Raw genomic sequence first — 15,471 nt, 5'->3', positions numbered from 1 at the left:
CTGTCGTTTTGACAAGCACGCCGCATTGGCCACAGTAGACTCAGATTATCCAGAACCTGCAGATGGAGCTCTCACCATGTTCGGCCAACGCGATATCGACCCCCAACCGGGCACGCACTACCGCAGTTCACGTCTGAGCGCCGTCAACGGCCAATACTTCTTCGCCACTCGCGAAGGCACGCTGGAAGGCCCCTTTATCTCCCGCCATGACGCTGAGCAGAGCATCACGCGCTATATCGAGCGCATGTCCATGGCCAACAAGCTGCTTCGCCATAGCAGCGAGCACATCGACCAACTGCAGCGCCGCGAAGCGATCAAGCACAGTCAGGAGCCCTGAGCGCTCGCCCCTTACAGATGCGCCAGGCCCAAATCCCCCCGATGCGCTGCGAGATGCGGCAACACCGCGGCAAGCAAAGGCTCCTTGAAGGCATCCTGAAAGCGATGCGCCAGGCCCGGAATCAACTTGAGCTCCGCGCCCTTGATGTGCGCCGCCACGTGCACGCCATGCATCACCGGCAGTAACGGATCGGCCGTACCGTGCACCACCAGCGTCGGCACTGTCAGACGATTGAGTAGCTCGACCCGACTCGACTCGGCAAGAATCGCCAGCAACTGACGCTGTACGCCTTCGGGATTGAAGGCGCGGTCATACGCCTGCTCGGCCTGCTGCAGGAGCAAGGCACGGTCATCGTGCACCGAAGGGCTGCCCAGGGCCGCGAGCAAGTCTGCCTGCTGCTGCAACGCCGCTTCGCGACTCCCCGCCTCACGCCTCGCCAGCAGCGACACCAGCGTATCGCTGGGTGCAGGCAATCCCTGAGCACTCGAACTGGTCATCACCAGCGTCAGACTGAGAACGCGCTGCGGCGCCACATCGGCCAGGTGCTGGGCGATCATGCCGCCCATGCTCGCGCCCAGCACATGGAAGTTGTCGACGCCCAGGCGATCCATCAAGCCCAGGGCATCGCCCGCCATGTCGCGCAGGTGATAAGGCGCATCGAGCGACAGGCCCAGGCGATAGCGCAGCACCTCGTAAGGCAGGTTGATGCTCGGCGCCGGCCGCCGCCAGGTGCTCAGCCCCACGTCACGATTGTCGAAGCGCACGACGCGAAAACCCTGCTGACACAGGCGTTCGACCACCTCGTCAGGCCAGTGGATCAACTGTCCGCCCAGGCCCATCACCAGCAGCAGAGCCGGATCGCGCTCGCTGCCGATGCTTTGATAAGCCAGGCGCACTTCACCGACATCCGCGTAACGGGTCGGCTCGGACAGGTCGCAACGATTGGCCGCAAAAGACGGCAGGCCACACAGCAACGCGGCCAGGAAAATGAATGCACGCATGGAAACACCAGAAACGCAGAACCCCATTGGAACGCGAGTCTGATGAAAGTCGTTCGATGGCGCCGCCACACATGCATGACAGTTTGATGAAGGAGGACGAACGGTTGCTTTGCAGGTGACCAGAAGCCCAGCCCAGAGCGTCGCGGACGCCCCTCCCACGCAACCGTGGGAGGTGGGGGTCAACCGCGCCTGGCGGGAATCAGGCCAGCTCGGCGCGCAACTGCCTGGCTGCGGCCACCATGTTAACCAACGCGGCCTCGGTTTCCGGCCAGGCACGGGTTTTCAGGCCGCAATCGGGGTTGATCCACAGCCGTTCGAGCGGGATACGCCGTGCCGCCTTGCGCAACAGCCCGGCCATCTCGGCGCTGTCGGGCACGCGCGGCGAATGGATGTCGTAGACGCCCGGACCGATTTCGTTCGGGTAGGCGAATTTCTCGAAGGCCTCCAGCAATTCCATGTCCGAACGCGAGGTTTCGATGGTGATCACGTCGGCATCCATCGCCGCGATGGACTCGATCACATCGTTGAACTCGCTGTAGCACATGTGGGTGTGGATCTGCGTTTCGTCACGCACGCCGCTGGCGGTCAGGCGGAAGGCCTCGGTGGCCCAGTTCAGGTAGTGCTGCCAGGCGGCCTGGCGCAGCGGCAGCCCTTCGCGGAACGCGGCTTCGTCGATCTGGATGATCTTGATGCCGGCCACTTCCAGGTCCACCACCTCGTCACGAATCGCCAGCGCCAGTTGCCTGGCCTGCACTTCACGGGAAACATCCTCGCGCGGGAACGACCACATCAGCATGGTCACCGGGCCGGTCAGCATGCCCTTCACCACCTTGTCGGTCAGGCCCTGCGCGTAGGTGATCCACTCCACGGTCATGGCCTTGGGCCGACTCAGGTCACCGACGATCACCGCCGGTTTGACGCAGCGTGAGCCGTAGCTCTGCACCCAGCCGAAGCGGGTGAAGGCGTAGCCGTCGAGTTGCTCGGCGAAGTACTCGACCATGTCGTTGCGCTCGGCCTCGCCATGCACCAGCACGTCCAGATCCAGGCGCTCCTGCACCTGCACCGCATGGCGAATTTCGCTGTGCATGGCCTCGGTGTATTCGGCCGCACTGAGCTTGCCCTGCCTGAACGATTGCCGCGCCAGACGAATCGCCGAGGTCTGCGGGAAGGAGCCGATGGTGGTGGTCGGCAGCAACGGCAGTTGCAGGCACTCACGCTGCTGCTCGATGCGCTCGGCGAATGGCGACTGGCGCTGGGCATGACGCGGACGAATCGCCGCCAGGCGCGCCTGCACCTCAGGCTTGTGAATACGTTTTGAAGCTGCACGAGCGGCCTGCACCGCCCGGCTTGTTTGCAGTGCGGCTTGCACGACGGAATCCTCCGGCGCCTCGAGAGCCTTGCCAAGCACGGCAACTTCCTGGCATTTCTGCACGGCGAAGGCCAGCCAGCCTTTCAGCTCGGCATCGAGTTTGTCCTCACGGGCCAGATCCACCGGACTGTGCAGCAGCGAACAGGATGGCGCCACCCACAGCCGTTCGCCCAGGCGTTCGTGAGCGTGACGCAGCACCTCGAGCACCTTCTGCAGATCGCAACGCCAGACGTTGCGCCCATTGACCACCCCCAGCGACAACACTTTATAAGCAGGCAGGCGGTCGAGGATGGTCGGGTACTGCTCCGGCGCACGTACCAGATCGATATGCAGACCATCCACCGGCAGGTTGGCGGCCAGGCCCAGGTTGTCTTCCAGGCCGCCGAAATAGGTGGCGATCAGCTTCTTGCAGGGTTCGCGCTGGATCAGGTTGTAGGCGCGCTCGAAGGCGTTCTTCCACGCCTGCGGCAGATCGAGCACCAGAATCGGCTCGTCGATCTGCACCCACTCCACGCCCTGCGCGGCCAGGCGCTGGAAGATCTCGCCATAGACCGGCAGCAGGCTTTCGAGCAACTCCAGCTTGTCAAAGTCGCCCCCCTTGGCCTTGCCCAACCACAGATACGTCAACGGACCGATCAGCACGGGCTTGACGCTGTGCCCGAGGGCATGCGCTTCATCCACCTCCTCGAACAACTGCTCCCAGCTCAGGGCGAACTGCTGGTCCGCGCTGAATTCCGGCACCAGGTAGTGGTAGTTGGTATCGAACCACTTGGTCATTTCCTGGGCGTGGGCACCACCGCAGCAAGTGCCACTGCTCTGGCCTGCAACGGCACCACGGGCCATGGCGAACAGGGTATCCAGCGTCGGCTTGCCATCGGCCGGGCGAAAACGCTCGGGAATCACACCGAAGGCCAGGGAATGACCCAGCACCTGGTCGTACCAGGCGAAGTCGCCCACCGGCAGCATGTCGATGCCCGCATCCTTCTGCAGCTGCCAGTGCTCGGCGCGCAGGCGCTGGCCGACGACGCGCAGGCCGGCTTCGTCCAACTCACCTTTCCAGTGGGCTTCGAGGGCTTTTTTCAGTTCGCGGTCGCGGCCAATACGCGGGAAACCGAGGGAATGGGACAGGGCCATGTCGTGAAACTCCAGAATCAATCGAGATGGCGCCATTCTCGGCATCGACACCGAATGAGACAAACTCAAGATTTTCGCCTTGATCTATAGATTTACTCATGTAGGCTGTATGAACCATTTTCATCCAGCCCCGGCATTGGATGAATGAATCCCTCGCTGAGACCCGCCATGCTCGAGCTACGCCACCTGAAAACCCTGCACGCCCTGCGCGAGACCGACAGCCTGGTGGAGGCCGCCGAGCGCCTGCACCTGACCCAGTCGGCGCTGTCGCACCAGTTCAAGGAACTGGAAGAACGCCTCGGCCTGCAGCTGTTCGTGCGCAAGACCAAGCCGGTGCGCTTCACCAGCGCCGGCTTGCGCCTGCTGCAACTGGCCGATGCCACCCTGCCCCTGTTGCGCGGCGCCGAACGCGACCTGGCGCGTCTGGCCGGCGGTACTGCCGGTCGCCTGCACATGGCCATCGAATGCCACAGCTGCTTCCAGTGGCTGATGCCGACCATCGATCAGTTCCGCGATGCCTGGCCGGAGGTTGAGCTGGACCTGGCCTCGGGCTTCTCCTTCGCCCCGCTGCCCGCCCTGGCCCGAGGCGATCTGGACCTGGTGGTGACGTCAGACCCCATCGAGCTGGCCGGTATCACCTATGTGCCACTGTTCACCTACGAGGCCATGCTTGCCGTGGCCAACCAGCACCGTCTGGCGCACAAGGCCTGCATCCAGCCACAGGATCTGGCCACGGAAACCCTGATCACCTACCCGGTGGAACGCGACCGCCTGGACATCTTCACGCGCTTTCTCGAGCCCAACGATATCGAGCCAGCCCAGGTGCGCACCTCCGAGTTGACGGTGATGATGATGCAACTGGTCGCCAGCGGTCGCGGCGTATGTGGCCTGCCCAACTGGGCGCTGCACGAGTACAGCTCGCGCGGCTACGTCAGCGCCAAGCGCCTGGGCGAAAAAGGGTTGTTCGCCACGCTCTACGCGGCGATCCGCACCGACATGCTCGACGCGCCGTTCATGCGCGACTTTCTGCTCACCGCCAAGGACACCTCCTTCGCCAGCCTCGAAGGCGTCAGCGTGGCACGTTGACGGCCGCACGCAGGGTGCGCTGTGCGCACCAACAATCCATCACCGCCGGCCCTGTTGCGCACGGCGCACCCTGCGACTGCATCTCCAATCGCCAACGCCATGGCGAACGCCCGTCCACGCCAATTGCCTTGTTACAACTCCGTCTTGCCGCGTCGTGACCAACAGTCATAGCATGACCACCGGTCACAGAACCCGGAACCGTCATGCGCTACCAGGATCAACTTTTCCAGCAGCGGGAAAACGCCCTGCTGCAATCCGCTCGCCAGCTGTTTCAGGAGCAATCCTGGGATCGCGTCACCATCGCCGAGGTGGCCCGTCACGCCGGCATTGGCAAGGGCACGGTGTACAAGCACTTCTCCAGCAAGGAGGCGCTCTACGCGCGCCTGGTGCTGGACTGCTCGCGCCAGCATCTGAGCGAACTGCTTGAGACCGCGAACCAGGCTCCTCCTCGCGAAGCCATGCGCCATGTGATTCGCCGCGCCTTCGAACAACTGCTGGCCGATCCACTGCAAGCCCAACTCTGCCTGCTGTGCGACCGCCCCGCCTTCCAGGAACGTCTGGACGCGCCCTACCGTGAACAGTTCCTCGAGCTGGAAGGTCAGTACATGGCCCTGTTCAACCAACTGCTGCAGGGCAGCTTCGGCGAACTGAAACTCTCCCCCACGAATTGCCAGCACCTGCTCTGGGGCGTGGAGGCTTGCGTCAATGGCGTGATGGCACGCATCGCCTCCGGCGGCTTCGCCCACTGGGCCGAACCCATCGAGCTGGACGCCTATTTCCAGCGCGTCACCGATTTCATCATTGCCGGCCTGCAAGGCCAGGCCGCCGCGCTGCACGCAGCGCCTGCACTCAGCGAGTAAACCCACATGTTCGCCCAACTCAGCAAGCGTCCCTGGATCATCGCCATCGTCATCGCAGTCCTGCTGCTGGCCTGGCTGTTCAGCGGCGAGCGTTTCGTCGCTCGCGACGAGGTCGAGCCCGACCAACCTGCCGCCAGCAACGAGCTGGCGCGTGTCGAAATTCAATGGCTGCAAGCCCAACCCATGCAGCGCGAGCATGTGGTGCAGGGGCAGGTCGAGGCCTGGCGCCGAGTGGAACTGCGCGCCCAGGTCAGCGGCAGCGTACAGAACCTGGATCAGGACAAGGGCAGCCGCGTTGCAGCCGATCAATTGCTGCTGAGCCTTTCGCCAGATGACCGCCCGGCCCAGGTCGCGCGCAGCGAGGCCGATGTGCGCCAGCGTCAGAGCGACGTCACCGCCGCCAAGCGCCTGCGCGAACGCAGCCTGGTTTCGGCCAACGAGCTGATGCGTCTGGAAAGCGAGCTGGCCAAGGCACGCGCCGAACTCGACAGTGCCCGTCTGCAACTGCGCAACACCAAGATCAAGGCTCCGTTTGCCGGCATCTACGACCAGCGCATGGTCGAGCTGGGCGATTTCGTCCAGCCCGGCCAGAGTCTGCTGACCCTGGTGGATATCGACCGCCTCAAGGTCAGCGCACAGATTGCCCAGCAGCAGGTCACCCAGCTGGAGCTGGGCCAACCGGTAAAGGTGGAACTGCTCGATGGCCGCACGCTGCAAGGCGAACTGCACTTTATCGCCGCAGCTGCCGACCCCGGTTCGCGCAGCTTCCGCATCGAGGTCAAGGTGGACAACCCGGACAGCCTGCGCCTGGCCGGCGCCAGCGCCACCCTGCACATCCAGACCGGCGAAGCCATGGCCCATCGCCTGTCCCCTGCCCTGCTCAGCCTGGATGAAAGCGGCCGCCACGGCGTCAAGTGGGTCAACGAGGCGCAGCGCGTGGAGTTCACTCCGGTGCAACTGATCAGCGTCGACAACCAGGGCGCCTGGGTCAGCGGTCTGCCGCCGAAAGTGGCGTTGATCACCCTCGGTCAGGGCTTCGTCCAGCCCGGTCAGCAGGTCCGCACGCAACTCGCGGCCGAGGGCAGTTGAGATGCACGCATTGATCGCTGCCGCACTCGACCGTAGCCGTACCACCATCCTGGTCCTGCTGTTCCTGCTCTGCGGCGGGCTGGTGGCCTACATCGCCATGCCCAAGGAATCCAACCCGGACGTGGTCATTCCCATCATCTACGTTTCGGTGACCCTGGAAGGCATCAGCCCGGAAGACGGCGAACGCCTGCTGGTGCGTCCACTGGAGCAGGAGCTGCGCAGTCTCGAGGGCGTCAAGGAAATGCGCTCGGTATCCAGCGAAGGGCACGCCTCGGTGACACTGGAGTTCGACGCCGGCTTCGACGCCAAGGTGGCGCTGGCCGACGTACGCGAGAAGGTCGATACCGCGCGCAGCAAGCTGCCAGAAGAAGCCGACGAGCCAACCGTCAACGAAGTCAACGTGGCGCTGTTCCCGGTGCTGTCGGTGGGGCTGTCCGGGCCGATTGCCGAGACCGAGCTGGTGTACATCGCCCGGCGCCTGAAGGAGAACATCGAGGGCATCGCCGAAGTGCTGTCGGTGGAGATCGGCGGCGACCGCGAGGACCTGCTGGAAATCGTCGTCGACCCCCAGGTGCTCGACAGCTACGGCATCGACTACAACGAGCTGTTCAACCTGGTCAGCCGCAACAACCGCCTGGTCGCCGCCGGCAGCCTGGATACCGGCGCAGGCCGCATGAGCATGAAGGTGCCCGGCGTCATCGAAGACCTCGAAGACGTGATGCGCATGCCGATCAAGGTAGTCGGCGACAGCGTGGTCACCTTCGCCGATGTCGCCACCATTCGCCGCACCTTCAAGGACCCCACCGGCTTCGCCCGCATCAACGGCCAGCCGGCCATCGTGCTAGAAGTGGCCAAGCGCAGCGGCGCCAACATCATCGAGACCATCGACCAGGTCAAGGCGCTGATGGAGCAGGCCAAACCCCTGCTGCCGCCGGGCGTTGAAGTCAGCTACATCATGGATCAGTCGCAGGAAGTGCAGAGCATGCTCGGCGACCTGCTCAACAACGTGCTCACCGCCATCGTCCTGGTACTGATCCTGGTGGTGGCGAGCATGGGCATGCGTTCGGCGCTGCTGGTCGGCCTGACCATTCCCGGCGCTTTCCTCAGCGGCATCCTGCTGATCTGGATGCTCGGTTTCACCCTCAATATCGTCGTGCTGTTCAGCCTGATTCTGGTGGCCGGCATGCTGGTGGATGGCGCCATCGTCGTCTCCGAGCTGGCCGACCGCTACCTGCAGCAGGGCCAGACGCCGCGTCAGGCCTGGGCCAATGCCGCAACGCGAATGGCCTGGCCGGTGATCGCCTCAACCGCCACCACCCTGGTGGTGTTCCTGCCGCTGCTGTTCTGGCCGGGCGTGGTCGGGCAGTTCATGAAGTACCTGCCGGCCACGGTGATTCTCTGCCTGCTGGCGTCGCTGGCCATGGCCCTGGTGTTTCTGCCGGTGCTCGGCGCCGTCACCGGCGGCCAGGCACGCCCACAAGCCCCCGCCGCCAACCGTGCCGGCAACGCCTACCGCAACCTGCTGGCGACGCTGCTCAAACGACCCGGCCTGACGCTGCTCGGCATGCTCGCGCTGATTGCACTGATCTATGTCGGCTACGGCCGCTTCAACCACGGCGTGGAGTTCTTCCCCGACGTCGAGCCGGAAAGCGCGCAGATCTGGCTGCGCGCACGCGGCGATCTGTCGGTGCAGGAAAAGGACGCCTTGCTCCAGCAGGTGGAAAAGCAGGTGATCGGCATGCGCGAGGTCAAGGCTCTGTATGCGCGTTCGCTGGCCCAGCCGGAAGGCCAGCAGGGCCAGCTCGGTGCCGACGTGATCGGCACCCTGCAGTTCCAGTTCGTCGACTGGCATCAGCGCCGCCCGGCCAAGGACATCCTCGCAGAGATGAGCCAGCGCACCGCCGACATTCCCGGCGTGGTGCTGGAGTTCCGCAAGCAGGAACAGGGCCCCACCGACGGCAAGCCGGTGAAGCTGCAGATCAGCTCGCTGGACCCGGCACAGGGCGAGCAGTGGGTCGAGCGTATCCGCGGGGAAATGCAGAAGCTCGGCGGCTTCACCGATATCGAAGATGACCGTGCGCTGCCCGGCATCGAATGGCGAATCAAGGTCGACCGCGAGGCCGCTGCGCGCTTCGGCGCGGACGTACTCAGCGTCGGCAACGCCGTGCAGATGATCACCAACGGCCTGAAACTGGCGACCTACCGTCCCGAAGATGCCACCGACGAAGTGGACATCCGCGTACGCCTGCCCGGCAACTGGCGCTCGCTCGACCAACTCGGCCGCCTGACCCTCAATACAACGGCCGGCCAGGTACCGCTGAGCAACTTCGTCGACCTGCAGCCTGCGCCCAAGGTCGGCACCCTGCGCCGCGTCGATGGCGACCGCACCATCACCCTGCAGGCCGACCTGGCGGAAGGTGCGCGCCTGGACGAACGCCTCAAGGCGTTGCGCGAAGCGCTCGGCGAGGTACCGGCCGAGGTCAAGGTGAAGTTCGCCGGCGAGGATGCCGACCAGCGCGAGGCGGCCACCTTCCTGATGACCGCCTTCGTCGTCGCTATCTTCCTCATGGCGATCATTCTGGTGACCCAGTTCAACAGCCTCTACCAGGCGGCACTGGTTCTATCGGCCATCGTCCTGTCCACCGCTGGCGTGTTGATGGGCTTGCTGATCAATGGTCAGTCGTTCGGCATCGTCATGGTCGGCATGGGCCTGATCGCCCTGGCCGGCATCGTGGTGAACAACAACATCATCCTGATCGACACCTACAACCAGTTGCGCCGCCAGGGCCTGGAGCCGCGCGAAGCGGCGCTGGAAACCGGCAGCCTGCGCCTGCGTCCGGTGCTGCTCACTGCGGTGACCACCATCCTCGGGCTGATGCCCATGGTGCTCAGCATCAACGTCGACCTGCTCACCCCGAGCCTTGGTTTCGGCGCGCCCTCGACGCAGTGGTGGACGCAACTGTCCAGCGCCATCGCCGGCGGCCTGGCCTTCGCCACCGTGCTGACGCTGCTGCTCACACCCTGCCTGCTGGTACTCGGCGCCCGCTTCGAGCGCCGCCCGCCACCGCTGGAGACCTACGACACCGACCTGCTCGACCTGCCGGAACACCTGATCGCCGCCAAACCCGACAGGACGCAGGTGCAGCACACCAGCTGACGCCGAACCTTCCTGGAATACATGGCAAAACGCCAGATATCGCCTAGGCTAACCAGCAACGATGCTAAGGGCGGGAATGGAAAGTCAGCAGGGATGCTCTTGACAGGCAGCAGACGCGCAAGGCGTCTTGCAGAAACGACAAAGCCCTCACTCGGAGGGCTTTGCTCTTCTACTCGCTGCACATTGCTCAACGGAAGGATTACCGAGCTAACGAAGTGTATGGGGTCGGCATCCTGCCTGTTGGCCACTTCGTTAGCCCGGTGACCGGAGAGTAGTTCAGGCAGTGGCACTGTGCCAAGCCTCAATTGCGTGGCATGACTCACAGAGCGGAGTAGCTCTCCAACGCAAGCTGTCGCCCTTCGGAATCCCCCTGTCTATTCGCATGACGGCTAATCAGCATTCCCGCTTCCAGCGTCGAACACGGCACAGCGCACTCATGCACAACTTCCGAGCAGAACCTTACTGCAGCGCCATACAACTAAGCACAAAGAATAATGTTTTTATGGCGCCATAAAAATAACACACTAAAAAGCTGCAACTATTTTTTGGCGCCCAAAAAACAGCAAATATAACTATATGTTTTAATTGATAAAAAAATTAAAGCCTGACAATAAAAAACAATTCAAAACTTTTGGTTCAGGTTTTGCTTGAAATGCTAAAACAGCCAACTTAGTATCCGCGCCAATTCGAGTACCCCTATTCGATTGCAGTCACCATTACGCAATCTTAGTGGCGTACTTAATGAACACGGATGTTGGCCAATTCAAACCGGCTAACTCATTTATATGAGAGAGGGACCTATGAGAATCAGCATCTTTGGATTGGGTTATGTAGGCGCCGTATGCGCCGGTTGCTTGTCGGCTCGCGGCCATGAGGTCATCGGCGTCGACGTCTCGCAAACCAAGATCGACCTGATCAATCAAGGCAAGTCCCCCATCGTCGAACCCGGCCTCGCCGAACTGCTCGAAGCCGGCGTCAACTCCGGCCTGCTGCGTGGCACCACCGATGTGGGTGCCGCAGTGCTGGCCAGCGAACTGTCCTTCATTGCCGTAGGCACGCCGAGCAAGCGCAATGGCGACCTCGATCTCGGCTACATGGAATCGGTGTGCAAGCAGATCGGTACGGCCCTGCGCGACAAGCAGGAACGCCACACCGTGGTCGTACGCAGTACGGTCCTGCCGGGCACGGTAAAGAACGTGGTGATCCCCCTGATCGAAGCAGCGTCCGGCAAGAAAGCCGGTGTCGATTTCGGCGTGGCCACCAATCCGGAATTCCTGCGTGAAAGCACGGCGATCAAGGATTACGACTTCCCGGCCATGACCGTTATCGGTGAACTGGACGAACAGTCCGGCGACCTGCTGCAAGAGCTGTACAGCGAGCTGGACGCTCCGATCATCCGCAAGTCCATCGAAGTGGCGGAGATGATCAAGTACACCTGCAACGTCTGGCACGCGGCCAAGGTCACCTTCGCCAACGAGATCGGCAACATCGCCAAGGCAGCCGGCGTCGACGGCCGTGAAGTGATGGATGTGGTCTGCCAGGATCACAAGCTCAACCTCTCCAAGTACTACATGAAGCCCGGCTTCGCCTTCGGCGGCTCGTGCCTGCCCAAGGATGTGCGCGCCCTCTCCTACCGCGCCGGCAGCCTGGACGTGGAAACGCCGCTGATCGGCTCGCTGATGCGAAGCAACGCCGCCCAGGTGAAGAGGGCCTTCGACATCGTCACCCACTATGACAAGCGCCGCATCGGCCTGCTGGGCCTGAGCTTCAAGGCCGGCACTGACGACCTGCGGGAAAGCCCCCTGGTCGAACTGGCTGAAATGCTCATCGGCAAAGGCTACGAACTGCGCATCTTCGACAGCAACGTCGAGTACGCACGGGTGTTCGGTGCGAACAAGGAATACATCGAATCGAAGATCCCCCACGTTTCCTCGCTGCTGTGCAAGGAACTCGACGAGGTGGTCGCGCAATCCGACGTGCTGATCATCGGCAATGGCGAACAGCGCTTTGCCGAGGTCATGAACAGCGTCGGCGACGACAAACAGATCGTCGATCTCGTGGGGTTCATGGCGCATGCCACCCAGGCCAACAAGGAAGGTATCTGCTGGTAGCAGCAAGCCAGGGCCTGTTCGAAAAGTCGCCGCGCGAAGGTCAGGTAATACCGATGGCGGCCCCGCAAAAACAGGCGAAGAACGGACTGGGCTCGCATTCGAGTTTACGTGCTGTAAATGAGCATTCTGACTGGGCTCGCACACGAGCCCGTTTTTAACGCAGCATCACCGATGCGTAGGCACTTTTCGTACTGAGCCTAACAAGAACAGAGGCGGCACCGGTCAGGCGCCGCTTGGTTGGTTATGGCGTGTTGCCCGTTCACTGCCCATACGATCCGAATCGATGTTTACAGGAGTGACAGCATGATTCCTCTGATTTTGTCCGGCGGCAGTGGCTCCAGACTCTGGCCGCTCTCGCGCAAGCTGTATCCCAAGCAGTTCCTGGCCCTCACTGGCAGCGAAACCCTGTTTCAGCAGACGCTCGGCCGCCTGGCAATCGAGGGCATCAGCAAGCCCATCGTGGTGTGCAACGAGGAACATCGTTTCATCGTCAGCGAGCAACTTGCCGCTGTCGGCAACGAGGCGCAAACCATTCTGCTCGAGCCGTTCGGCCGCAACACCGCGCCGGCCGTGGCCATCGCCGCCATGCACTTGCTCGCCGCCGGCCGTGACGAGCTGCTCCTGGTTCTGCCGGCCGATCACGTGATCGAAGACTTGCCGGTATTCCACAGCGCACTCGGCGTAGCTCGCAAGGCTGCCGAACAGGGCGAGATGGTGCTGTTCGGCATCCCCGCCGAGCGGCCTGAAACCGGTTACGGCTATATCAGGACCGGCGAGCGATGCGGGCTGCCAGGTGGTGTTCTGTCAGTCGAGCAGTTCGTCGAGAAGCCCGACCTGGCCACCGCCAGCGCGTTCGTGGCGCAGGGTGACTACGTCTGGAACAGCGGCATGTTCCTGTTCCGCTGCAGCCGCTACCTGGAAGAGCTGCAACGCCACGATCAGGACATCTACGACACCTGCCAGTTGGCGCTCAGCCGCAGCAAGAGCGACCTGCAGTTCATCCGTATCGACCCCAGCGCCTTCGAGTGCTGCCCGGACAACTCCATCGACTACGCGGTGATGGAAAAGACCGATCGCGCCTGCGTGGTACCGCTCGCGGCAGGCTGGAACGATGTCGGGTCCTGGTCCGCGCTGTGGGACGTCCAGGACAAGGACGACCAGGGCAACAGCCGCTCTGGCGACGTGGTGATCCATGACAGCCAGGACTGCCTGGCTCACAGCCAGAGCAAGCTGGTGACCCTGGTCGGCCTTAAGGATGTGGTGGTGGTCGAGACCAAGGACGCCGTGATGGTCGCCCACAAGGATCGTGTGCAGGACGTCAAGCAACTGGTCAACACCCTGACCTGCGACGGACGCGCCGAGGCGCAGAACCATTGCCAGGTCTATCGCCCGTGGGGCAGCTACGACTCCATCGACAGTGGCAACCGCTTTCAGGTCAAACGCATCGTGGTCAAGCCAGGCGCCAGCCTGTCGCTGCAAAAGCACCACCATCGTGCCGAGCACTGGATCGTGGTCTCCGGCACCGCGCGGGTGACCTGTGACGACAAGACCTTCCTGCTCTGGGAGAACCAGTCGACCTACATCCCCATCGCCGCCGTTCACCGCCTGGCCAACCCCGGCAAGATTCCTCTGGAGATCATCGAGGTCCAGTCCGGCAGCTATCTGGGTGAGGACGACATCGAGCGCTTCGAGGATGTCTACGGCCGCACCGACGCCACGGTCGACTAGCGACTGCCAGCATCACCACACCTGACGTCCGTACACAGCTTCACCGGAGGAAGCACGTCACATGCCCAGGTTATTCAACGGAGTCGACACCTCATCCGGTTTCGGCAAGTTATGCGGTTGGCTTTGCCTGATCGCGACGCTCGCGCTTGCCTCGGAAATGGTCGACCCGAGCTACCTCGACCCGTCGCATCAGAAATTCATTTTTCTGATCGGTGCGCTGGGCATGTGGCGTTACGGCAACGCCGCCACTCACTACCTGCGCGGCATGTACTTCCTGCACTGGCGCTTCCCACGGATGCGCAAGGCCGTCGAACGCATGGGGGCCGCGGCACTGCCCGAACACATGTTCATGGTGGTGACCAGCTTCCGCATCCCGACCCACACCACCTTCAAGGTGTACCAGTCGGTGTTTCAGGAAGTGCAGCGGATGCCGGTGCCCTGTACCGTCATCGCCTCGATCGTGGAGAAAGGCGACGAGAACTTCATCAAGGACATCATGCGTCAGGAGGTCCGCGACCGCGACGACATCAAGCTGATCATCGTGCGCGCCCGCGGCACCGGCAAACGCGACGGCCTGGCGCATGCCTTCCGCGCGCTGTCCCGGCAGATGCCCATGGAGAACGCCGTGGTCGGTGTGGTCGATGGCGACACCATGATGCTGCCCGGCTGCGTCGAGCGCGCCGTCAGCATGTTCGCCTATCTGCCCAGCGTCGGCGGCATCACCACCAACGAGTTCTGCGAGGTGGAAGGCAGCCGGCTGATGCAGGAGTGGCACACCATGCGCTTCGTCCAGCGGCACATCAACATGTGCTCGATGGCACTGAGCAAACGCGTGCTGACCATGACCGGGCGCCTGTCGTTCTTCCGCGCCAGCGTGATGACCAACCCGGAATTCATCAAGGACGTGGAAGCCGACTTCCTCGATCACTGGCGGCTGGGACGCTTCCAGTTCCTCACCGGCGACGACAAGTCCTCCTGGTTCAGTCTGATGCGCGCCGGCTGGGACACCTTCTACGTGCCCGACAGCCACACCCTGACGGTGGAGCATCCACCCGACAACAGCTTCCTGCGCGCGACCCGGCAACTGATGTACCGCTGGTATGGCAACTCGCTGCGGCAGAACTTCCGCGCCACCCGACTGCTGGGCCTCGACCGTCTGGGCCTGTTCACCATGTACGTGCTGTACGACCAGCGCGTGTCCATGTGGACCTGCCTGATGGGCCTGAGCGCCTCGGTGGTGGCCGGCCTGCTGTTCGGCATCCAGTACCTGTTGCTGTACCTGTTCTGGGTGCTGTTGTCGCGCACCCTGGTAACGCTGTTGTTCTTCTTCGCCAAGCACCCGGTGCATCCGATGTACCCCTTCGTTCTGTATTACAACCAGATCGTCGGCTCGGTGATGAAGGTTTACACCATGTTCCACATGGACCAGCAGAGCTGGACCCGGCAAAAGACCACGCTCAGCAATGGCAGCGTCAGTTTCGATGCGGCCCTTAATCGATGGACGTCGAAGACGATGTTGTTGTCCTCCATCGCCATCTTCTTCGGGGTCATTTCGGTCCTGCTGGAACTCACGCAACCTTAAGTAAAGGCGCGAATGCT

At 62.7% G+C, this 15,471-nt stretch carries 10 protein-coding genes; 8 read left to right on the top strand and 2 right to left on the bottom strand.

The window, feature by feature from the left end; genetic code table 11:
• Nucleotides 1-76 precede the first annotated feature (76 nt).
• Nucleotides 77-337, top strand: coding sequence for a DUF6316 family protein (locus H3221_RS18690; RefSeq protein ID WP_196475202.1), 261 nt, complete (start codon nt 77-79; stop codon nt 335-337).
• Between the two features lie 11 nt (nt 338-348).
• On the opposite strand, the gene H3221_RS18685 is transcribed toward H3221_RS18690, so the two are convergent.
• Both H3221_RS18685 and metE read right to left on the bottom strand, forming a co-directional pair.
• Nucleotides 349-1,338: an alpha/beta fold hydrolase gene (locus tag H3221_RS18685; protein WP_196475203.1), complete on the bottom strand. Its 990-nt coding sequence runs from the start codon at nt 1,336-1,338 to the stop codon at nt 349-351.
• Between the two features lie 199 nt (nt 1,339-1,537).
• Nucleotides 1,538-3,841 carry a 5-methyltetrahydropteroyltriglutamate--homocysteine S-methyltransferase gene (metE, locus tag H3221_RS18680; protein WP_196475204.1) on the bottom strand — a complete coding sequence of 768 codons (2,304 nt, stop codon included), beginning with the start codon at nt 3,839-3,841 and terminating at the stop codon, nt 1,538-1,540.
• A 168-nt stretch (nt 3,842-4,009) separates the two neighbouring features.
• Between metE and metR the strand changes: the two genes are divergently transcribed.
• The 7 genes from metR (at nt 4,010) to H3221_RS18645 (ending at nt 15,454) form a co-directional block, all read left to right on the top strand.
• A complete protein-coding gene (gene metR, locus H3221_RS18675) occupies nt 4,010-4,927 on the top strand; it encodes a transcriptional regulator MetR (protein ID WP_125834287.1) in 918 nt (305 codons plus the stop codon).
• Nucleotides 4,928-5,130: 203 nt separating this feature from the next.
• Complete coding sequence (locus H3221_RS18670) at nt 5,131-5,787, top strand: TetR/AcrR family transcriptional regulator (protein WP_196475205.1); 657 nt, start codon at nt 5,131-5,133, stop codon at nt 5,785-5,787.
• Between the two features lie 6 nt (nt 5,788-5,793).
• Nucleotides 5,794-6,876: an efflux RND transporter periplasmic adaptor subunit gene (locus tag H3221_RS18665; RefSeq protein ID WP_196475206.1), complete on the top strand. Its 1,083-nt coding sequence runs from the start codon at nt 5,794-5,796 to the stop codon at nt 6,874-6,876.
• Nucleotide 6,877: 1 nt separating this feature from the next.
• The gene (locus tag H3221_RS18660; RefSeq protein WP_196475207.1) at nt 6,878-10,033 is read left to right on the top strand and encodes an efflux RND transporter permease subunit; all 3,156 of its coding nucleotides are present in this window, start codon (nt 6,878-6,880) and stop codon (nt 10,031-10,033) included.
• 800 nt (nt 10,034-10,833) lie between these two features.
• Nucleotides 10,834-12,144, top strand: a complete 1,311-nt coding sequence (gene algD, locus H3221_RS18655; RefSeq protein WP_196475208.1) for a GDP-mannose 6-dehydrogenase — start codon at nt 10,834-10,836, stop codon at nt 12,142-12,144.
• A 303-nt stretch (nt 12,145-12,447) separates the two neighbouring features.
• A complete protein-coding gene (locus H3221_RS18650; RefSeq protein WP_196475209.1) occupies nt 12,448-13,872 on the top strand; it encodes a mannose-1-phosphate guanylyltransferase/mannose-6-phosphate isomerase in 1,425 nt (474 codons plus the stop codon).
• 61 nt (nt 13,873-13,933) lie between these two features.
• Nucleotides 13,934-15,454: a glycosyltransferase gene (locus tag H3221_RS18645; RefSeq protein WP_196475210.1), complete on the top strand. Its 1,521-nt coding sequence runs from the start codon at nt 13,934-13,936 to the stop codon at nt 15,452-15,454.
• The last annotated feature ends 17 nt before the right edge of the window (nt 15,455-15,471 follow it).

Source organism: Pseudomonas chaetocerotis, assembly GCF_015712105.2.
In the GTDB taxonomy this organism is placed as follows: Bacteria; Pseudomonadota; Gammaproteobacteria; order Pseudomonadales; family Pseudomonadaceae; genus Aquipseudomonas; species Aquipseudomonas chaetocerotis.
The sequence above is the reverse complement of the archived record's forward strand: the minus strand, read 5'-3'. Positions and strand labels throughout refer to the sequence as shown.

Coding starts and splice junctions, on each gene's coding strand:
- metE (WP_196475204.1), bottom strand. CDS start 3,841: ATGGCCCTGTCCCATTCCCTCGGTTTCCCGCGTATTGGCCGCGACCGC.
- H3221_RS18690 (WP_196475202.1), top strand. CDS start 77: ATGTTCGGCCAACGCGATATCGACCCCCAACCGGGCACGCACTACCGC.
- H3221_RS18685 (WP_196475203.1), bottom strand. CDS start 1,338: ATGCGTGCATTCATTTTCCTGGCCGCGTTGCTGTGTGGCCTGCCGTCT.
- H3221_RS18665 (WP_196475206.1), top strand. CDS start 5,794: ATGTTCGCCCAACTCAGCAAGCGTCCCTGGATCATCGCCATCGTCATC.
- algD (WP_196475208.1), top strand. CDS start 10,834: ATGAGAATCAGCATCTTTGGATTGGGTTATGTAGGCGCCGTATGCGCC.
- H3221_RS18670 (WP_196475205.1), top strand. CDS start 5,131: ATGCGCTACCAGGATCAACTTTTCCAGCAGCGGGAAAACGCCCTGCTG.
- metR (WP_125834287.1), top strand. CDS start 4,010: ATGCTCGAGCTACGCCACCTGAAAACCCTGCACGCCCTGCGCGAGACC.
- H3221_RS18660 (WP_196475207.1), top strand. CDS start 6,878: ATGCACGCATTGATCGCTGCCGCACTCGACCGTAGCCGTACCACCATC.
- H3221_RS18650 (WP_196475209.1), top strand. CDS start 12,448: ATGATTCCTCTGATTTTGTCCGGCGGCAGTGGCTCCAGACTCTGGCCG.
- H3221_RS18645 (WP_196475210.1), top strand. CDS start 13,934: ATGCCCAGGTTATTCAACGGAGTCGACACCTCATCCGGTTTCGGCAAG.